The sequence below is a fragment of the Ruegeria sp. CE6 genome, assembly GCF_056537485.1.
This window is the reverse complement of the sequence record NZ_JBQFRR010000002.1, coordinates 819,776-839,055: the sequence shown is the minus strand read 5'-3', so window position 1 is coordinate 839,055 and position 19,280 is coordinate 819,776. Positions and strand designations below refer to the sequence as shown.

Below are 19,280 nucleotides of genomic sequence, written 5' to 3'. Positions count from 1 at the left end.
ACGTCATTCACGACGAAATGAGCGAAATTAAGCATAACACGGTGCGTTCCGACACAGCGGCGCAGTTTCAACTGCACAAAACCGTCGTTTTGGTCGGAATGATGGGGGCTGGAAAGACTGCGGTGGGCCGGGCCCTTGCGGCGCGGCTCGGCGTTCCCTTTCTCGATAGCGATTCCGAGATCGAATCGGCGGCCAACATGACCATCCCCGAGATCTTTGCCCGTGATGGCGAGGCGTTCTTTCGCAGCAAGGAAAGTCAGATCATCGGGCGGCTTCTGGACGAGGAAAAAGGCATCCTGTCGACTGGAGGCGGCGCGTTTCTGGCAGACGGCAATCGAAAAATGATCTCAGATCGCGGTGCATCTGTGTGGTTGCGGGCCGATCTGAACGTGTTGTGGAATCGCGTCAAACATAAAGACACGCGCCCGTTGCTGCGTACGGCAGACCCGTATGCAACGTTGCGCGGTTTGTACGAGGCGCGCGTGCCGATCTATGAACAGGCCGATCTGGTGGCTGACTCAGATGGTGAAACCGCAATCGAAGATATGGTGGATCGGGTGATCGCCGCATTGGTGACGCGCCCTGATATTTTGGAACGAATTTAATGCATCAAACCGTACATGTTGATCTGGCCGAGCGTTCTTATGATGTAGAGATCGGCCCCGGCCTTTTGGCGCAATCTGGGGAACGGATTGCTCCACTGATAAAGCGTAAGCGTGTCGCGGTTCTGACGGATGAGACTGTCGCGGGCCTGCATCTGGATGCACTGCGTGAAGGCCTGGCCTCAGCCGGGATCGAGATGAATGCTCTGGCAATGCCAGCGGGTGAGGCCACCAAAAGCTGGCCGCATTTTGAGCGCGCGGTAGAATGGTTGCTGGCGGAGAAGGTCGAACGGAACGACATCGTCGTTGCGCTAGGAGGGGGTGTGATCGGTGATCTGGCGGGATTTGCTGCAGCAGTGATGCGGCGCGGGGTACGCTTTGTTCAGATACCGACTTCGCTGCTGGCACAGGTCGACAGCTCGGTTGGCGGCAAGACTGGGATAAATGCGCCACAGGGCAAGAACCTGATTGGAGCGTTTCACCAGCCGTCACTGGTGTTGGCCGACACGGACGTGCTGGGTACGTTACAGACGCGAGACTTTCTCGCCGGATATGGCGAAGTCGTCAAATATGGACTGTTGGGCGATGCCCAGTTCTTTGAGTGGCTTGAAGATAACGGGCCTCTATTAGCATCCGGCGATATGGCGGCGCGGGTGCAGGCCGTCACACGCTCGGTTCAGATGAAGGCCGATATCGTCGCGCGCGACGAGACCGAGCAGGGCGACCGGGCGCTGCTCAATCTGGGTCATACTTTCTGCCACGCGCTTGAGGCTGCAACCGATTATTCTGATCGATTGCTGCACGGTGAAGGTGTCGCCATCGGCTGTGCGCTGGCGTTTGAAACTTCTTCTCGCTTGGGGCTTTGCCCGCAAGAAGATCCAAGCCGTGTCAGTGCGCATTTGCGCGCCATGGGCATGAAGACTGATCTGGCCGATATTCCGGGTGAATTGCCGGATGCAGAAACGCTGGTCGATCTGATGGCGCAGGACAAAAAGGTCATGGATGGCCAGTTGCGTTTCATTATGGCACGAGGCATCGGACAGGCGTTCGTCACTTCAGAAGTGCCGCGCGAGACAGTGGTCTCGGTGCTTGATGATGCGCTGGCCGCCTGCTGAGATTCAGCGCCCCTGGATTACCATCAGCTCGCCGATGTTTTCGCGGGTGATATAGCCAACCATGTGTCCCGATTTGGTACAAACAGCAATTGCGGGTGCACCTTTATGCAGGCCATTCAGAACTTGATCCAAACCGCTGGTGAGCGCGACTTGTGGTATGTTCTTATCCATAATCGACGCTGCAGGCTCGGATCGGGGATGGTCGCTTGCTAACGCTGCGAACAGTCGGTCACGGGTGACAAAACCCAAAAGGCTGCCATCCTCGGCCAAGACCGGAAACTCGTGCTGGGTCGTATGAATGACCGCTTGAGCCGCCGTCGCCAACGTATCATCGGGCGACAACGCCTTGAACTCGGTGATCATCGCATCCCGGGCCTTAACACGCCGCGCAACCGAACGTAGCGCAACGTCCTGGTTTTCGGAATTCGCGGCAATGAAGACAAAGACGGCGATCAGAACCAGTATCGGGTTGCCAGAGGTCAGCCCCAGAAAACCAAGCCCGACCGCTACGATCTGACCGCCAAGGGCGGCGATCCGCGTGGCCTTGGCACGTTCCATCTTCATACATAGCAAGGCGCGGAATACACGCCCGCCGTCCATCGGAAATGCCGGGATCATGTTGAAGGCCGCCAGCAACAGATTCACATAGGCCAGACGGCTCAGTAGGTTTGTGCCTGCCGAGTCGATCTGGGCCAGCGATCCAAGTTGTATCCCCGCGCCTAAAACCACGAGGATGGCCCAGATGACGACGTTTACGGCCGGGCCTGCTAAGGCGACCCAAACCTCCTGCATCGGTTTTTCTGGCATCCGCTCAAGACGTGCCAGTCCACCGATTGGCAGCAAAGTGATATCAGGGGTGCGAATCCCGTATCGCCTTGCCATGAGCGCGTGACCGAATTCATGCGCGACGACACAGGCAAACAAAGCCAGAACGAACAGGATGTTGTTGAGCGCAGCGGGCCAACCACCGCTGGAATACGCTGCAAAACCAACCCAGGCGAGCAGCAGGAAGAAGGTGACATGGACCCTCAGTTCCGAGCCGAGCAATCGGCCAAGTGAGAAGGACCATGCCATGTTGTTTCTCCGTTTGGTTTAGAACGGAATCTCGTCGTCATCGATGCCGCCGGATGCAGGGGCAGGGGCGCTGGACTGGCCGCCATAGGGATCACCATAGCCTCCTCCGGCCTGACCACCGCCATAGCCACCACCGCCGCCACCGCCTTCACCGCGGGCATCCAGCATAGTCAGCTCGCTGCGGTAAGGGCGCAGGACAACCTCAGTCGAATAGCGATCCTGCCCCGACTGATCCTGCCACTTACGGGTCTCTAACTGGCCCTCGACATAGACTTTGCTGCCTTTACGCAAATACTGCTCGGCAACGCGAACCAGAGGTTCCGAAAAGATGGCGACTGTGTGCCATTGGGTTCGATCCCGACGCTCACCAGTGTTGCGGTCTTTCCATGTCTCTGACGTTGCGATGCGCAGGTTGCACACCTTACCACCGTTCTGGAACGACCGCACCTCGGGGTCGGCACCGAGATTGCCGATCAGAATGACCTTGTTGACTGAACCCGCCATATATTCCCTCGTTTTACTCTGACTGGATGGCGCCCGAATCTGGCGCTGTATTCTGGTGCTGACCCTATACGGGCTACGACTTGGTTGAAACATGATTGATCGTGCAACGCTGAGCAGGAAAACATTAGGACTGTCTTAACCAAGCTTTCATTTCCGGCTGATTTAACTATAATCTGATTGGTTGTTGAGGGTGCAGGATTGGCATTAATGCGTTTTCTGGTCGGCGGTATCTCGGTATTGGGTCTTTGTCTGACGTCGTTCGCGACGCAGGCAGAAACGCTGTCCACCAAGAATCGCAAGGCGATATTCCTCAAGCAATCCAAGGTTTTGGATAATCGGGCCGCTACGCAATATCGCGGCTCTGAACGGCTTAAACCCAAGACCGAGCGTGGGAAATTCGTCAAGCGTTACTCTGGTAACTATCGAGGCCAGTATCTGGATCATGCCAGAAAAGCAGCGCGGCAACATAACGTGCCGGAAGAACTTTTCCTGCGACTTGTTCAACAAGAAAGCGGGTGGAACCCGAATGCCAAATCCCACAAAGGGGCCTTAGGTCTTGCGCAACTGATGCCCCAGACCGCGCGGCTGCTGGGCGTCAATCCGCACGATCCGATCCAGAATCTGGAGGGTGGTGCGCGTTATCTTTCCTGGCAATACCGCAAGTTCAAGTCCTGGCGCCTTGCACTGGCAGCTTACAATGCAGGGCCCAAAGCAGTTGAAAAGCACGGCGGAATTCCACCCTACAAGGAAACCCAGAACTACGTAAAAGTGATCTGGGGGGGCTAGCTGCGCCGCAGCGTGTCTGTTTCTTGATCTACCGCCAAACGCTGTCCTAGTCTGATTGGATAACCTTTCGGACTTGTGCGAATTACGATGATCCAAGATCGACCCAACATACCACCCGAAACAATGGCGAACTGGCAGCGTTTGGTCGACCTTGTTTCGCAGCTGGCCGATGTGCCCGCCACTTTGATCATGAAGACCGAAGCGCCGGATCATGCGGTTCTGATCACATCGGATCATCCAGAAAACCCATACCCGGTCGGCATGAATTTTCGACTGAACCCCAAGCTCTATTGTCAGGGCGTTCTGGAACGCGACGGCGAATTTGTTGTCGAGGACGCAACATGTGACCCGGCCTGGAGCGACAATGAGGACATGGAGCATGGCATGTCCTTCTATATCGGTTTTCCGCTGAAGTGGCCGGATGGTTCGGTATTCGGAACAATCTGCGTCTTGGACCGTCACCGCAATCGCCGGGCCTTGTTGTTTCGTGAAGGTTTGGCACAGTTTGCGCGCATGGTTGAATCGGATTTGGCTTTGATCCAAGAGGTTTACCTGCGCCGAGCGCTGGAAGTGAAGTTGAATGAAACTCTGGCGCAACTGGAGCACCGCGTCGCGGCGAGGACGCGGGAGCTGCAGGAAACAAACACGGCGCTACGGGTGCTGTTGACCAGTTTGGACGACGATCGGAAAGACCGGGATCAGGATATCGTAGATCAGGTTCGCACGATGGTGTTGCCTTATCTGGACAAGTTGCGCGGGCTATTGACCGAAGGCGACGCCTCGCAAGTTTATCTGGAATTGGCCGAGCGTAATCTGCAAGAGATTACTTCAATGATTTCCGACAAACTATCGGATGCGTTTTCGGTCATGACGCCGACCGAGATCGAAATTGCTCAGCTGGTCATGTCGGGCAAAACCACGAAAGATATCGCCCGGGCGATGTCGCGCGAAACTTCTACAATTGATTTTCATCGTAACAATATTCGTCGAAAACTTGGCCTCGAAGGCCGTGACCAGAATTTGCGAAGCCATCTTTTGTCGATTTCGTGATTTCTGAATATGGGGATTTCCCCCATATTCCCCCCCGATTTTTCTGATCTGAGCAACCTGTGCCACGCGCGCTAGGCTGGTCGCAAGGGTGCGGACCAAGCCGGGCCTTTTCAACTCGGGAGGATAAAAATGGATCGCAAAGATCTGAAACCCACAATTCTAAACGGAGAACGCGACACATTGGCAACTGGTCTGTCGCGTCGATCGTTCTTTATGGCTGCCGGGGCCGCCGGTGTCGGTGCAGGGGCCTCACTGCTGGGTAGCAAACCGGCCGAGGCGCAATCGCAGGCCTGGCTACAGCCTGGCAATAATAACCACGTAATCGATCTACAGGGCTCGACTGGTCAGGCAAGCACGGGAGCGGTTGGAATCGATTATTACGGTCACTGCGCGATTAAAATCACCTCTCCAAACGGAGCGACCGTGTTGTTTGATCCTTGGCGCGATGATCCCTCCGGCGCATGGGGCCTGTGGTTCCGCAACGAGTTCCCGCAGATCCCAGTTGATATCACTATGTCCACTCATGCTCATTTTGACCATGACGCTATCGAGCGGCCAAGTTCCACAATGGTTTTAGACAGGATGGCGGGCAATTTTGAATTTGCTGATCTTAAGATCACAGGTTTTGCTGACAAACATGCCTGCGTTGCGCCGGGTTGGTACGAATGGACCAACGCCTTGGCCGAGTTTGGCGCGGAAGCTTGTCCGCCCAACAACGTCGGACATATGGATATGGTGGTCTACCTTGTCGAAACCGGAGGCATTCGCACCTTGATCTGGGGCGACAACCGCCACAATCCGCCTCAGGAGTTCTGGGATGCTATAGGACAGGTAGACGTGCTGACTTTGCCCGTCGACGGATCGGAACACATCCTTAGCTTCGATCAGGGCAACGATATTGTCGCCAAGCTCAAGCCCAAGATCATCATCCCGACGCACTACCTCAATGAGGTTACGTCATACACGCTTACGACGCTGCAGGCCGCAGACGATTGGGTCAAAAGCCAGCAGAGTTACAAGATGCTCGACAGCGCCAGTCTAAAACTGGAAGCCGGAGATGTGGCGGGTATGAACCAGGAGTTCATGCACTTCGGCAACAACGTGATGACGGGCTGATTACGATCAGAAACTGCCACTCACCCACGACCTGCGTCGCCTGTCTCCCCACTAAACGTGACGCAAATTGAAAGGGCCGGTCTTTGACCGGCCCTTTTCTTTCGTTTGCGCGGATTTATTCGGCCGCAATTTTGATAACCGGCTCCATTTTGGCCAGAATGTCTTCGGCAAGGTGACATTTCACCTGATGACCATCCGCAAGTGTCTGCACCGGAGGCACATGGGATTCGCATCGCCCATCCGGCACTTCTGATTTCCAGCGACAGCGTGTTTGGAATGGGCAACCCGGCGGCGGGTTCATGGCCGAGGGGATATCGCCCTCAAGCACGATGTGCTGCTTTTCGATCGATGTGTCTGCGATTGGAACCGCACTTAGCAATGCCTCAGTGTAGGGATGATAGGGTGGGCTAAAGACCTGATCGGTGGTGCCCAGTTCAACCACATGCCCCAGATACATCACCATCACACGGTCACTGAGATAGCGCACGATTGAAAGGTCGTGACTGATGAACAGCAGCGTGGTTTTGTGCTCGCGCTGAATTTCCATCAACAGGTCTGTAACGGCAGCTTGTACGGATACGTCCAGCGCCGAAACCGGTTCATCCGCAACCACGATCCGTGCATCACCGGCAAATGCGCGGGCGATACCGACGCGCTGCTTCTGACCGCCTGATAGCTGGCGTGGCATCCTGTCCGCGAAGGCGCGGGGCAATTTCACGAGATCCAGCAGTTCCAGCATCCGCTTCTTGCGATCAGCCTCGGAGTCACCGACGCCAAAGATTTCCAGCGCCCGGATGATTTGACGGCCTACGGTCATCGACGGGTTCAGCGTGTCGAACGGGTTCTGAAACACCATCTGCACTTCGCCAACGGTCTTGGCGTCGCGTTCTTCGATGGGCACGTCCTCGATATTGCGGTTGTCCAGCAGGATCTGCCCGTCGGTGGCCGTTTCCAGCCCCATCAAGACCTTCGCAAAAGTGGATTTGCCGCAACCGGATTCGCCGACAATGGCAAGCGTCTCGGATTCATGCGCTTCAAAGCTTAGCGTCTCATTGGCCTTGACCACTTTGGTCTCACCACCGCCGAACAATGCATTCGCCGCCACCTCATAGTATTTCTTGAGGTTGTCCATTTTCAGAACAGTCCGGCCAATCTCGCCTTTCTCTTTCTGTTCACCAACGGTGATTGGCGCGTTCCAGTCGATTTCCTGGAATTTCAAGCATCGCGTGTGGTGTCGGTCGTTGCCCGGTACCGCCTCCATCAGGATATCCTTGGCGTCACAGCGACCTTCTTCGAAATAGTCGCAGCGCGGACCAAAGTTACAGCCCGGAGGCCGCTCATGGGGCAGTGGAAAATTCCCAGGTATGGCCACCAGCGGGCGCGAGTTCTTGTCAGCGCCCGGCAGCGGGATCGAGCGGAACAGCGCTTGCGTATACGGGTGCTGCATCTCGTCGAATACATCCTTGATCGAGCCACGCTCGACGGCTTCACCTGAATACATCACGCACAGCCGGTCGCAGGTTTCCAGCACCAGACCCAGATTGTGCGAAATGAACAGCATCGAGGTGCCGTATTTCTTGCCCAGATCCTTGACCAACTCGACCACGGCGGCCTCGACCGTCACGTCCAGAGCGGTTGTTGGCTCATCCAAGATCAACAAGGCAGGTTTCGACATCAGCGCCATCGCAATCACGATCCGCTGCTGCTGACCGCCTGACAGTTGATGCGGGAACGAGTTCAGCATCCGCTCAGGGTCGGGCAGGCGTACATCGGTGACCACTTCCAACGCACGAGCATAGGCCTCTTCGGCACCAACGCCCTCATGAATCATTGGCACTTCCATCAGCTGTTTGCCGATCTTCATCGCCGGATTCAGCGATGCCATCGGCTCCTGGTAGATCATCGCGATTTCATTGCCACGAATGTCGCGCAGCTCTTCGGTGGTCATTTCACCCAGATCACGCCCCTTGAACTTGATCGAGCCACCGACGATGCGGCCATTCTTGCCCAAATCCTGCATGACACCCAGCGCCACGGTGGATTTCCCACAACCTGATTCACCCACCAAACCGACGGCTTCGCCGGGTTGCACACTGACCGAGAAATCCATCACGGCAGGGATCTCACGAAGGCGGGTAAAGAAGGAAATCGAAAGCTTGTCGATCTCCAGGATTGGCCCGTCATAATCCGCCAGTTTGTTCATCTTATTACTCCTCGCGAGAGTCCGGGGGTTCCCCTTCATCTGGCTAAAAATATCCCGGGGGCCCGGGGGCAGAGCCCCCGGCCTCGATCACAATCAGTCCTTCAGACTTTCTTCGCGCAGACCATCCGCTAGCAGGTTCAAGCCAAGAACCAGCGACAGCAATGCCAGCGCGGGCGGCAGTGCGGGATGTAGATAGATCGACAGAAGCTTGCGCCCCTCGTTGATCGTCGAGCCCCAGTCCGGGCTTTCCGGTGGCAGCCCCAGCCCAAAGAAACCCAAGGTTCCAAGCAGGATGGTCGTGTAGCCGATGCGCAGGCAGAAATCGACGATCAGCGGACCACGCGCGTTGGGCAGGATTTCCCACAGCATGATGTACCATGGACCCTCGCCGCGCGTTTGGGCCGCAGCCACATAGTCGCGAGTTTTGATGTCCAGCGCCAGTCCGCGTACGATGCGGAACACGGTCGGAGAGTTCACGAAGACCACCGAGACGAACACCACCAGAATACCGCCTGGAATATCGAACAGATCAAGGTAGGTCGGCAGACCCCAGATGCGGTAGCTGTCGGTGTTGATGATGTAGCCACCGGTCGAAATCAGCGACAGGTAGAGCCAGAGCGCAACACCCAGAACCCCGATCAACAAAGGCGTTCGAAAACTGGGACGCGTATAGAAACGCGAATTCAGTAGAACGCCGAGGAAGATGATCGGGAACACGAACAGGATCGCGGCCATATAGTTCGGCACGCCGGTCGCTACGATCTCGGGCGTGACCAAAAGGTAGAACAGCAAGATCACGGGAAAGGCCAGGATCAGGTTCGCGAGGAATGACAGGAGCGTATCCAGACGCCCGCCATAGTAGCCTGCGGGTAAACCCAGAGTGATACCGACCATGAAGGCAAACATCGTCGCCAGCGGCGCGATCTGCACGACGATCCAGGCACCTTTAACCATACGGCTAAAGACGTCGCGCGCGAGGTTATCTCCACCCAGCAAATACCAAGCGTATTGTCCATCCTCCAGATTGGGAAGCGGGGTGCCCGGCACTTTGTTCTTCATACCCGAGACCTGCGACAGGGGATCGTGGGTTACGATCAGATCGAGTGCGCCAAATATGCCGGTGAACACCCAGAACATCACAAGGCCAAAGCCGATCATACCAATGGGGCTGTCGAACAGCTTGCCATATAGGCCCAGCTTGCGCTTGAACGCAATCGACATCGCATAAAGGATGATCAGCGACAGCCAGACGGGCAGAAACTGCTGAGAGATAGCGCCGATGATGCCAGCACTGGTCCCCATCAGGATGCCAAGGACAATGTACGCCACCGCGATTCCCACACTTGCCAAAAAGCTATAGCGCAGCGCCGATTGTATCAGGATTCTCAGGCCAGAGCTCGAACTGAGCGTCCCATCGGCATTCACAATCATCTGATCTTCGGGCAGCACGATACTTGCCAGCATCCAGACAACGATGGACAAAAGCATCAGTCCCAACGCAAGCATCAACAGCGGGTTCAGGAAGGCGATAGAGCCGGTCCAGGTAAGTGGTTCCATGATCTATCCCTCCTTACGAAATGCGGATGCGCGGGTTGAGGTAGACATAGCCGATATCCGAGATCAGCTGCGTCACCAGCACCACAAAGACCGACACGACCGAGATCGCCAGCAGCAGCTGGATGTCATTGTTGCCCGCTGCCTGTACAAGCGCCCAGCCAAAGCCCTTGTAGTTAAACAGGGTCTCGACGATCACGACACCATTCAGCAGCCATGGGAACTGCAACATAATGACTGTAAAGGGCGCGATAAGCGCGTTGCGCAGCGCGTGTTTCATGACGATATTCGGGAATGACACGCCTTTCAGACGCGCCGTCCTGATGTATTGCGCCGTCATCACCTCGGTCATTGAGGCGCGGGTCATCCGGGCGATATAGCCCATCCCGTAAAGCGCGATGGTCAGAACTGGTAGGAAGAAGTTCTCGAACGTCGGGTTCTCCATCGCTTGCGTGGCGGTGCCTTTGAACCATTTCAACCCGACGGCGGAGGATGTGAAAATCGCTATGAAGATAACGCCCGAGACGTATTCTGGCGTCGCCGTCGTCGTGATGGCAAAGGTTGAAAGCGTCCGGTCAGTGGCCGAACCTTCCTTCATCCCGGCCAGGATGCCCAGAATGAGTGCCGAAGGGACCATCAGCAGCATCACCCAGAACATCAGCCGTCCGGTCAGTGCCAGCCGGTTGCCAACAACGGTAGAGACCTCTTCCTTGAAGACGGTTGAATATCCCCAGTACCCCTGCAGGATACCGCAGAAATTCGGAGATTCCTCGGCAGTTTTGCCTGGCAGGATACATCTACCCTGAACGGTTCCGTCCTCATTTGTGTGTCGGAACGAGGGCAGGACACCCAGCCATTCACCGTATTTGATCGGCGTGGACTGGAGGTAGCCGTTTTTCTCCAGATAGCTCTCGACCTGTTCATCAGACATCCGGAAATTGCCCTGCGTCTTCGCAAGCTTTTCCAGGTTCGGGTAGAGATTGGTAAGGAAGAAGACCAGGAATGTCAGGCACAATGCTGTCAGCAGCATAATCCCCACACGCCTTAGAATAAAAAGTCCCATGTTAGCCCCTGTTGATCGGCTGGCGTGACAGGCATTTCGCCCCGCGCATTGCTATTATTCTGGTCGCCGTATTGAGGACGAAGGGCCGCGCCAGATTGGCGCGGCCCTTGTAGGTTTCGGCTTAGGAAGTCAGGCCGAACTTATAAAGCTGCGGCAGGTCCGCAATGTGCTTTTCGACACCGACCATATTGTCGCGGTGGTGACGCATCGCGGTCCGCCAATAGGGCTGGATGACCACGCCTTCGTCGATCATGATCGTCTGCAGCTTCGCCATCACCTCACGGCGCATATCGACATCCGCGATCGAGTTCGCCTCGGCCAGCAGCTTGTCGAACTCTTCGTTGGCAAAACCAGACTCGTTCCAAGCGACACCCGACTTATACGCCAGTGCCAGAACCTGCGTGCCCAGCGGGCGGTGGTTCCAGTTGGTCGAGGAATACGGGTACTTGGTCCAGTCGTTCCAGAATGTCGAACCGGGCAGAACCGTGTGCTTTGCCTTGATGCCCGCATCGTTCAACTGAGCCACTACCGCAGCCGTGGTATTGCGACGCCAGTCATCGTCGATCGACTGCACTTCGTGCTCGAAATCGCCCATACCCGCTTCGTCCATCAGCGCCTTTGCGCCTGCTGGATCGTAAGGGATACGCGTCACAGCCGAGTCGTACTCGGGGTGCATCGGGCCTACATGACAGTTGTCGGCAGTGATGCCGTAGCCGGACATGCCAAGTTCAAGGCAGACGGCGTTGTCGACTGCCATGGCAAGGGCCTGACGGACCCTCTTGTCGCCATAGATTTTGTTGCCATCGGCGTCTTCAGCCAGCTGGTTGGGGCGAATGACAATGGTAAAGCCCGATGGGATTTCCGAGCGGACAAGGCCAATACTGTCAAAGATGTCGACAAACTCGCCAACCGATTCCCAGTTCATATCGATCTCTTCGGCCTCATAGGCGGCCAGGAAAGCGGCAGGGTCAGTGCCATAATCGATGAATTCGATCCGGTCGATATAGCCGCCTTTACCAGCTTCGTAGCCCCACCAGTCAAAGTCTTCGTTGCGGACCAGGACGCCCTTCACGCCGACCTCATGGCTTTCGGGCATCATGAAACCCGTACCAACTGGGTTGGACAGCATATCATTTGCATCAAAGCTGCTGTGTACGATTGCACCCGGGTAATCTGCCATGCCGGGGATGATCGTGATATCCGGCGCGTTGCACTTCAGCTTGACTGTATGCGAGTCGACAACGGTGATGGCGCCATCTGCGGCTTTCTGAGTGCTCTCATCCATCAGTGAGGCCATGCGCGAGGCCATCGAGTTCCCTTCCAGAGACCCGTCGCACCAACCTTCGATATTGCGAGCTACGTCTTCGGCAGTGAAATCGTCACCATTGTTCCACTTCACACCTTTGCGGACGTTCAGCGTGTATTCGGTGGCGTCATCATTGGCTTCCCAGCTTTCCAGCAGCATGGGTTTGAACGAGCCGTCATTATTGTATTCGACAAGATATTCCAGCCAGCCAGCCGTGAAGGTTGCGATCTGCGTCCAGTCATATGTGCGCGGATCTTTCAGTGCGCGCACTTCCATTTGATAGCGGATGGTGCCGCCACGCTGAGGCTCGGCAGCGGCTGCCGGTGACTGCAGGCCAATCATGCCATATGCCGTCGGTACAGCAACGCCCAGCGCGGTTACACGGGCCAGAAATTCACGACGGCTCAGATTGCCCTCACGATATTCCTTGGCGTGCATCTCTGCCGCCCAATGCATCGGCTTTCCGTTGATTGTCTGGTTTTCCATAGATGTCTCCCTGTGACACATAATTTTTTTAGATTTCGTGTTTCTGATTGATAGAGCCGGGCACTACAGGGACCGTTTAGTCTCGGTTGGTAGGGCCACGGGCTTGGATTTACGATTTATCAACATCCCCATAGCCGCATTCGGCACCAGTTTTTTCCCTGCGTCAATGTTGGAAATCGTCATAGATGGTACAAAAACGACATCCGGGCAGAAAGTGAGGTTCGGAAAGTTTCAATGTGAAAGGAACCGAGTCGCGTTGTGACGGATAGATGGATACATATCTATCCCTCACCATAGTGCTGATTAAAGCGTTGTTATATTAGGCTTTATCGTCTCCGGCGACTGCAGCCTTCAACACGCAGCGTCAAGGTGATGCCAGAACTTCATGCGCGCACGGAACCATGTGCGTTGGCGCTTGGCAAACTGCCGTGTCGCGATCGTCGCTTTTTCGCGCGCCTCATCCAGTGTCATGCGGCCGTCCAGGTAGCCCATTAGCTCCGGAACGCCGATCGCTTTACAGGAGGGAAAAGAGGGGTCAAAGCGATCGCGCATGGCCTCCACTTCCTCTATAGCTCCTTGGTCCAACATCAGGTCGAACCGTCGGTTGATGCGATCCAGCAGCCAGTCTTTTCTGGCGTCGAAAACAATCGGCACCGTGTTTTGAATATCCAGTATCGGGGCGGGGGTGTCAGCCTGCCAATCCGAAAGGGATCGCCCGGTTGCGTTCTGAACCTCCCAGGCGCGCTGAACACGCGCGCGGTTTTGGGTGTCGATCCTCTGCAGGGTCAGACCGTCCAAACCCGCGATTAGTTCTTGCAACGGCAACTTATCCGCGTGTTCCCGGATTTCCGGCGGGGTTGCGGGGATATCGGCCATCCCCTCGGTCAGAGCTGTGAAATACAGACCGGTCCCTCCGACGATTATCGGACGAGGGCGTTGCGACAGCATCGGCGTGACCTCTCGCAGCCAATGACCAGTCGAATAGGTCTGGTCATAGGCAACATGCCCATACAGACGGTGCGGTGCGCGGGCCTCATCCTCGGGCGAGGGGCGGGCCGAGATAATACGCCAGCAGTCATAGACCTGACTAGCATCGGCGTTGACAATCACGCCTCCGAAACGCTCGGCGATCAACAGCGCCAGCGCCGATTTACCCGAGGCAGTGGGCCCGGCGATCAATACAGGTTTGTCATCGGGAATCGACGGCAAATGCGCCAAAAGCCGGTTCTCAGAGTTGTCGGCCATGACTGGTTGCCCCGTTCCTGACTATCCGCATTGAACCTGCGGAGGTTTTGCTTCATTTTGCGCCGGAAAATAACCCCGTGCCAGCCCGGAGCGCAACATGAGCCTTTCCCCTTCCGTCGAGACCACCAAGACCCCAAAAACAACATATGACCGAGTCATGTTGAAGATTTCCGGCGAGGCGCTGATGGGAGATCAGGGATTCGGACTGCATCCGCCCACCGTTCAGCGCATCGCGCAAGAGGTCAAATCGGTTCATGATCTTGGTGTTGAGATTTGCATGGTCATCGGGGGTGGCAATATCTTCCGTGGTCTGTCTGGATCTGCGCAGGGGATGGAGCGTACGACAGCCGACTACATGGGTATGCTGGCGACTGTCATGAACGCGCTGGCGATGCAATCCGCTCTGGAGGGGGTAGGGGTCTTTACACGTGTAATTTCGGCCATTCGGATGGATGAGGTGTGCGAGCCCTACATTCGCCGCCGTGCTGTTCGTCACCTTGAGAAAAAGCGGGTTTGCATCTTTGCCGCAGGAACCGGGAACCCCTATTTCACCACCGATACCGCTGCGACTCTGCGCGCTAACGAAATGGCGTGTCAGGCGATCTTCATGGGCAAGAACGGTGTGGATGGCGTTTATGACAAAGACCCCAAGGTACACTCGGATGCAGTGCGCTATGATCAGGTTTCCTATGACGATGTTTTGGCCAAGCGGCTGCGCGTGATGGACGCATCGGCCATTGCATTGGCGCGCGACAACAATCTGCCACTGATCGTTTTCGGTCTGGATGAACCCGGCGGGTTCCGCGGCATCCTGGCGGGTGAGGGGACTTATACCAAAGTTCAGGGCTAATGCTGATTTGAGCAACACTGAGCCGGGCATCTCTGCCCGGCATTTTCCTACCTAAAAGAAACTAAGCCCCGCGTGGGCCAATGACTTCGTCAGTGCACGCATTGCGTGGCGGCAAAAAATACCATTAACGCAATCACTTGACCCAACCTTCTACCTCTGGCTATCTGGCCGGGTCTGCTGGTGGTGATGGGGCCATCATGGGGGCTGCCGTCGATCCTTACCCGTTCCAAGGACCTGCGGCTGGGCTGGAAGACCTGCCTTGTTTTCGGGGATGTCCGGACTTTGCGCGGGCAACAACCCGGACTGTAGTGCATGATAAGGGAGAGAGATGCGATGGGCGCTCTTGATATTGAATTCGTTCGGGCACAATTCCCGGCCTTTTCGGAACCCAGCCTTCAAGGACAGGCCTTTTTTGAGAATGCAGGTGGGTCCTATACCTGCAAACCTGTGCTTGATCGGTTGAGCCGGTTCTACATCCAGCGAAAGGTTCAGCCCTACGCGCCCTATGAGGCGAGCCGTGCGGGTGGCGCGGAAATGGACGAAGCACGAGCGCGACTTGCCGCGATATTGGGGGTGGAAACAGATGAGCTGAGCTTTGGCCCTTCGACGACACAGAACACCTATGTACTGGCTCAGGCATTCCGGCAGTGGATGCAGCCGGGCGAAGCGATTGTCGTGACCAATCAGGACCACGAAGCAAACTCGGGGCCCTGGCGGCGATTGGCCGATGAGGGGATCGAAATTCGGGAATGGAAGATTGATCCGGAGAGTGGGTCTTTGAACCCGCAAGATTTGGAGAATTTGCTGGACGAGAAAGTGCGGCTGGTGTGCTTTCCGCATTGCTCGAATGTCGTTGGGGAAATCAACCCGGTCACCGAAATCACCGCGATCGCCCATGCTGCGGGTGCTTTTGCCTGTGTCGACGGGGTTTCTTACGCACCGCACGGGTTCCCCAATGTCGGTGATCTGGGCCCAGATATCTATCTGTTTTCCGCCTACAAAACCTATGGCCCGCATCAGGGTTGCATGGTTATTCGACGAGCTTTGGGTGAATTGCTGCCCAACCAAGCGCATTATTTTAACGGCGACACTCTTTTTAAGCGGTTCACACCAGCCGGGCCTGACCATGCTCAGATCGCGGCCAGCGCAGGCATGGCGGACTATGTGGACCTGCTTTGTGCCCATCATGGAGGACCGGAAACAGGAGCTTCGGCAAGGGGGTCCTTTGTGCATGATCTGATGCGGGAACACGAGGTCACTTTATTGCAACCTCTGCTGGACGCGGTCAAAGACCGGAACGCTCTGCGCCTCATCGGACCGTCTGATGCCAGCCGGCGTGCACCGACGGTAGCGTTAAGTCTGAATAAGAAGGCCGAGCCTGTTGCTGCCGAGCTTTCCAAACACGGTATCATGGCAGGTGGCGGTGATTTCTACGCACATCGCCCGTTGCAAGCGATGGGCGTTGACGCAGAACAAGGGGTCTTGCGCCTTAGCTTTACACACTACACCAGTCGACAGGAAATTGATCAGCTTTTGGAGGCGCTTGACCGCGTTTTGTGATCCAGTTTCTGCGGCGCTTCGTAGTTCGAAGAAAACATGGGGCGGACATGAATTTTGATCATTCTCCGATCATTTTGTGGTTCAGGCGCGATCTTCGGTTAGGAGATCATCCGGCGCTGAGCGCGGCGGTGCAATCAGGTCGACCCATCGTGCCCGTATTTGTTCTCGATCATCAGGTTCAGACTTTGGGTGCCGCGCCGAAATGGCGCCTTGGTCTGGGCCTTGACGCTTTTGCCGGCAGGCTTGAGCAGCTTGGCAGCAAGTTGATACTGCGCCAGGGTCAAGCACTGGATGTTCTTTGTGAACTGGTCAGAGAAACTGGGGCAGGCTCCGTATTCTGGACGCGGGCTTATGATCCGGAGGCGATCAACAGGGATACCCAGATCAAGGCTGCTTTGACCGAACAGGGTATCCAGGCACAGTCATTTGCTGGCCAACTTCTGTTTGAGCCTTGGACGATCGCCACCAAAACCGGCCAGCCGTTTCGGGTCTTCACTCCGATGTGGCGATCAGTGCAGGGGCGCGAAGTCTCTTTGCCCGAGCCCGCGCCCACGCGGCTTATGACGCCGAAAACCTGGCCTGCGTCCGATCAATTGTCTGATTGGCGATTGGATCGGGTTATGCAGCGCGGGGCCGCAGTGGTCCGCCCGTTTGTCCACCCGGGCGAAAATGCGGCGCTGGACCAGTTGGATGCGTTTCTGGAACGTATTGATCAGTATCGCGAACAGCGGGATCAACTGGATCAATCTGGTACCTCTGATCTTTCAGAATACCTTGCACTGGGCGAGATCGGGCCGCGTACAATCTGGCACCGGGTGCAAATCGCCGACCAAACCGGAGCGCATGGTGGTGAAGGCTATCTGCGTCAGCTTGTGTGGCGTGAGTTCGCATATCACTTAATGTACCACTGGCCGCATCTTCTGAGTGCCAATTGGAAGCCTGAATGGGACGCATTCCCTTGGAATACTGATCCCTACACCCCCGAAGTGCGCGCGTGGCGTCAGGCAAGAACCGGAATTCCGCTTGTCGATGCCGGTCTAAGACAAATGTATGTCACCGGACGCATGCACAATCGGGCTCGGATGATTGTCGCGAGTTATCTGACAAAGCATCTGATGACGCATTGGAAAATCGGCGCAGACTGGTTCGGGGATTGCCTGATCGACTGGGACCCAGCTGCAAATGCGATGGGATGGCAATGGGTGGCCGGTTGCGGCCCTGATGCCGCACCGTATTTCCGTGTCTTCAATCCCGACACACAGCGCGAGCGGTTTGATCCAAACTCAGGTTATGTGCGTCGCTGGATTGCCGAGGGCCAATCCGAGCCGCCATCCACCGCGCTGGCCTATTTTGATGCCGTGCCGCGATCATGGGGGCTTTCTCGTGGCCAGATGTATCCCGCACCGGTGGTGGGGCTGAAGGAAGGCCGCGCCCGTGCGTTGGGCGCGTATAATGCCAGAAAAGACCAGTAAGGAACTGAAAACTTGCCAGAAACCGAATCCCGTCCTAGCTTTGACCCGCAACCGCAGAGGGGAGAGCGGATGTTCCTGACGAGCACCGAAGGGCAGGAAAACCTGCCGAGATATTTTACACAAGTCTTCAAGATGCTGAAGAGGATGGAGCGCGGCCGACTTGACATCGCGCTGCCCGACGGACGCATTTTCCGCGCGGATGCGCCACAACCAGGCCCCGTGGCACATGTGGACATCCACGACCCGGACGTCTTTTCCCGGCTGGTGCGCGAGGGAGAGCTGGGCTTCTCGGACGGCTACCTTGAAGGCGATTGGAGCACACCGGACCTACGCAGTTTCATGGACCTCGTGCATCTGGGAACTGAGACGGTCTACGATGATTTTACCGGACAGTTTCTAGTGCGAGCCTATGAAAGACTGCGGTTCTGGTTGCATCGTAACAACCGGTCGCAGGCGAAAAAGAACATCTCGTATCACTATGATCTCGGCAATGACTTCTATGGCCTGTGGCTGGATGACACGATGACCTATTCCAGTGCCATATTTGAAACGGGTCAGGAAAGCCTCGAAAAGGCGCAAACTGCGAAATACGCCAGCCTGGTGGATGAAATGGGGGCCAAACCGGGGGATCATATCCTTGAGATCGGGTGCGGCTGGGGTGGGTTCGCCGAATATGCCGCGAAAGAGCGTGGGTTGCGCGTCACCGGGCTGACCATTAGCCAAGAGCAGTTGAAGTTTGCTAGAGAGCGAATTGAAAAAGCAGGGCTTTCTGATCTGGTGGAGTTCAAGCTACAGGACTACCGCGATGAGCAGGGTCAATATGATGGAATTGCCTCGATCGAGATGTTCGAGGCGGTCGGTCAGAAATATTGGCCCGCATATTTCAACACGGTCCGTGATCGGTTGAAGCCGGGTGCCCATGCCACTTTGCAGATCATCACGGTCGCGGATCATCGTTGGGATATTTACAAGAACGGCGTTGATTTCATTCAGAAATACATCTTTCCCGGCGGGATGTTGCCAGCACCGTCTATCCTTAGAGATCAGATCGATCAGGCGGGGTTGACCGTTGTACGCTCAAAAGAGTTTGGCAAAAGCTACGATCTGACCCTGCGGCGCTGGTACGAGACCTTCAATGCCAAGTGGGATCAGATATCGGAGATGGGGTTTGATGAGCGTTTTCGCCGCATGTGGAATTATTATTTGACCGCATGTGGCGCAGCCTTTGACACCGGTAATTGTGATGTGACACAGATCACGATAGCCAAACCCAGTTGAAGAACGGAAAAATCGA

The 19,280-nt window shown here is 56.0% G+C and carries 16 protein-coding genes; 9 read left to right on the top strand and 7 right to left on the bottom strand.

Features of this window, described 5'->3' with window-relative positions; all coding sequences use genetic code 11:
• The first annotated feature begins 17 nt into the window (after positions 1-17).
• Positions 18-605, top strand: a complete 588-nt coding sequence (locus ACR0DK_RS12660; RefSeq protein ID WP_170510337.1) for a shikimate kinase — start codon at positions 18-20, stop codon at positions 603-605.
• Positions 605-1,717 (top strand): 3-dehydroquinate synthase, encoded by a 1,113-nt coding sequence (gene aroB / locus ACR0DK_RS12655; protein ID WP_480736420.1) that lies wholly within the window; start codon positions 605-607, stop codon positions 1,715-1,717. The genes ACR0DK_RS12660 and aroB overlap by 1 nt, the downstream gene beginning before the upstream one ends.
• Positions 1,718-1,720: 3 nt before the next feature.
• Here the strand turns inward: aroB and ACR0DK_RS12650 are convergent, their stop codons facing one another.
• Both ACR0DK_RS12650 and ssb read right to left on the bottom strand, forming a co-directional pair.
• Positions 1,721-2,791 carry a site-2 protease family protein gene (locus ACR0DK_RS12650; protein ID WP_170595835.1) on the bottom strand — a complete coding sequence of 357 codons (1,071 nt, stop codon included), beginning with the start codon at positions 2,789-2,791 and terminating at the stop codon, positions 1,721-1,723.
• Between the two features lie 18 nt (positions 2,792-2,809).
• Positions 2,810-3,295, bottom strand: coding sequence for a single-stranded DNA-binding protein (gene ssb, locus ACR0DK_RS12645; RefSeq protein WP_170393305.1), 486 nt, complete (start codon positions 3,293-3,295; stop codon positions 2,810-2,812).
• 207 nt (positions 3,296-3,502) lie between these two features.
• Between ssb and ACR0DK_RS12640 the strand changes: the two genes are divergently transcribed.
• From ACR0DK_RS12640 to ACR0DK_RS12630, 3 genes are all read left to right on the top strand, one after another.
• Entirely contained in the window at positions 3,503-4,081 is a 579-nt protein-coding gene (locus tag ACR0DK_RS12640; RefSeq protein ID WP_170421251.1) for a lytic transglycosylase domain-containing protein, read from the top strand.
• Positions 4,082-4,168: 87 nt separating this feature from the next.
• Entirely contained in the window at positions 4,169-5,131 is a 963-nt protein-coding gene (locus ACR0DK_RS12635) for a LuxR C-terminal-related transcriptional regulator (RefSeq protein ID WP_170405297.1), read from the top strand.
• A 129-nt stretch (positions 5,132-5,260) separates the two neighbouring features.
• Positions 5,261-6,247, top strand: a complete 987-nt coding sequence (locus tag ACR0DK_RS12630; protein ID WP_170510750.1) for an MBL fold metallo-hydrolase — start codon at positions 5,261-5,263, stop codon at positions 6,245-6,247.
• Between the two features lie 115 nt (positions 6,248-6,362).
• On the opposite strand, the gene ACR0DK_RS12625 is transcribed toward ACR0DK_RS12630, so the two are convergent.
• The 5 genes from ACR0DK_RS12625 to miaA all read right to left on the bottom strand — a co-directional run bounded on the left by ACR0DK_RS12625 (position 6,363) and on the right by miaA (position 14,104).
• Positions 6,363-8,450 (bottom strand): dipeptide ABC transporter ATP-binding protein, encoded by a 2,088-nt coding sequence (locus ACR0DK_RS12625; protein WP_170393301.1) that lies wholly within the window; start codon positions 8,448-8,450, stop codon positions 6,363-6,365.
• A 93-nt stretch (positions 8,451-8,543) separates the two neighbouring features.
• The gene (locus ACR0DK_RS12620) at positions 8,544-10,007 is read right to left on the bottom strand and encodes an ABC transporter permease subunit (protein WP_170393300.1); all 1,464 of its coding nucleotides are present in this window, start codon (positions 10,005-10,007) and stop codon (positions 8,544-8,546) included.
• A 13-nt stretch (positions 10,008-10,020) separates the two neighbouring features.
• Positions 10,021-11,067 (bottom strand): ABC transporter permease, encoded by a 1,047-nt coding sequence (locus ACR0DK_RS12615; protein ID WP_170393299.1) that lies wholly within the window; start codon positions 11,065-11,067, stop codon positions 10,021-10,023.
• 121 nt (positions 11,068-11,188) lie between these two features.
• Positions 11,189-12,859: an ABC transporter substrate-binding protein gene (locus tag ACR0DK_RS12610; RefSeq protein ID WP_480736416.1), complete on the bottom strand. Its 1,671-nt coding sequence runs from the start codon at positions 12,857-12,859 to the stop codon at positions 11,189-11,191.
• A 351-nt stretch (positions 12,860-13,210) separates the two neighbouring features.
• Positions 13,211-14,104 carry a tRNA (adenosine(37)-N6)-dimethylallyltransferase MiaA gene (miaA, locus tag ACR0DK_RS12605; RefSeq protein WP_480736414.1) on the bottom strand — a complete coding sequence of 298 codons (894 nt, stop codon included), beginning with the start codon at positions 14,102-14,104 and terminating at the stop codon, positions 13,211-13,213.
• Between the two features lie 97 nt (positions 14,105-14,201).
• Between miaA and pyrH the strand changes: the two genes are divergently transcribed.
• The 4 genes from pyrH to ACR0DK_RS12585 all read left to right on the top strand — a co-directional run bounded on the left by pyrH (position 14,202) and on the right by ACR0DK_RS12585 (position 19,264).
• Positions 14,202-14,954, top strand: coding sequence for a UMP kinase (gene pyrH, locus ACR0DK_RS12600; RefSeq protein ID WP_480736412.1), 753 nt, complete (start codon positions 14,202-14,204; stop codon positions 14,952-14,954).
• Positions 14,955-15,287: 333 nt separating this feature from the next.
• A complete protein-coding gene (locus ACR0DK_RS12595; protein ID WP_223118150.1) occupies positions 15,288-16,514 on the top strand; it encodes an aminotransferase class V-fold PLP-dependent enzyme in 1,227 nt (408 codons plus the stop codon).
• Between the two features lie 47 nt (positions 16,515-16,561).
• A complete protein-coding gene (locus ACR0DK_RS12590) occupies positions 16,562-17,986 on the top strand; it encodes a cryptochrome/photolyase family protein (RefSeq protein WP_480736409.1) in 1,425 nt (474 codons plus the stop codon).
• Positions 17,987-18,055: 69 nt separating this feature from the next.
• On the top strand, positions 18,056-19,264 hold the full coding sequence (locus ACR0DK_RS12585; RefSeq protein WP_170393292.1) for an SAM-dependent methyltransferase: 1,209 nt from the start codon (positions 18,056-18,058) through the stop codon (positions 19,262-19,264).
• Positions 19,265-19,280: the final 16 nt, after the last annotated feature.

Bases quoted from the DNA above. Each gene is read 5' to 3' on its own strand.
- ACR0DK_RS12660 (WP_170510337.1), top strand. From the start codon at position 18: ATGAGCGAAATTAAGCATAACACGGTGCGTTCCGACACAGCGGCGCAG.
- aroB (WP_480736420.1), top strand. From the start codon at position 605: ATGCATCAAACCGTACATGTTGATCTGGCCGAGCGTTCTTATGATGTA.
- ACR0DK_RS12650 (WP_170595835.1), bottom strand. From the start codon at position 2,791: ATGGCATGGTCCTTCTCACTTGGCCGATTGCTCGGCTCGGAACTGAGG.
- ssb (WP_170393305.1), bottom strand. From the start codon at position 3,295: ATGGCGGGTTCAGTCAACAAGGTCATTCTGATCGGCAATCTCGGTGCC.
- ACR0DK_RS12640 (WP_170421251.1), top strand. From the start codon at position 3,503: ATGCGTTTTCTGGTCGGCGGTATCTCGGTATTGGGTCTTTGTCTGACG.
- ACR0DK_RS12635 (WP_170405297.1), top strand. From the start codon at position 4,169: ATGATCCAAGATCGACCCAACATACCACCCGAAACAATGGCGAACTGG.
- ACR0DK_RS12630 (WP_170510750.1), top strand. From the start codon at position 5,261: ATGGATCGCAAAGATCTGAAACCCACAATTCTAAACGGAGAACGCGAC.
- ACR0DK_RS12625 (WP_170393301.1), bottom strand. From the start codon at position 8,450: ATGAACAAACTGGCGGATTATGACGGGCCAATCCTGGAGATCGACAAG.
- ACR0DK_RS12620 (WP_170393300.1), bottom strand. From the start codon at position 10,007: ATGGAACCACTTACCTGGACCGGCTCTATCGCCTTCCTGAACCCGCTG.
- ACR0DK_RS12615 (WP_170393299.1), bottom strand. From the start codon at position 11,067: ATGGGACTTTTTATTCTAAGGCGTGTGGGGATTATGCTGCTGACAGCA.
- ACR0DK_RS12610 (WP_480736416.1), bottom strand. From the start codon at position 12,859: ATGGAAAACCAGACAATCAACGGAAAGCCGATGCATTGGGCGGCAGAG.
- miaA (WP_480736414.1), bottom strand. From the start codon at position 14,104: ATGGCCGACAACTCTGAGAACCGGCTTTTGGCGCATTTGCCGTCGATT.
- pyrH (WP_480736412.1), top strand. From the start codon at position 14,202: ATGAGCCTTTCCCCTTCCGTCGAGACCACCAAGACCCCAAAAACAACA.
- ACR0DK_RS12595 (WP_223118150.1), top strand. From the start codon at position 15,288: ATGGGCGCTCTTGATATTGAATTCGTTCGGGCACAATTCCCGGCCTTT.
- ACR0DK_RS12590 (WP_480736409.1), top strand. From the start codon at position 16,562: ATGAATTTTGATCATTCTCCGATCATTTTGTGGTTCAGGCGCGATCTT.
- ACR0DK_RS12585 (WP_170393292.1), top strand. From the start codon at position 18,056: ATGTTCCTGACGAGCACCGAAGGGCAGGAAAACCTGCCGAGATATTTT.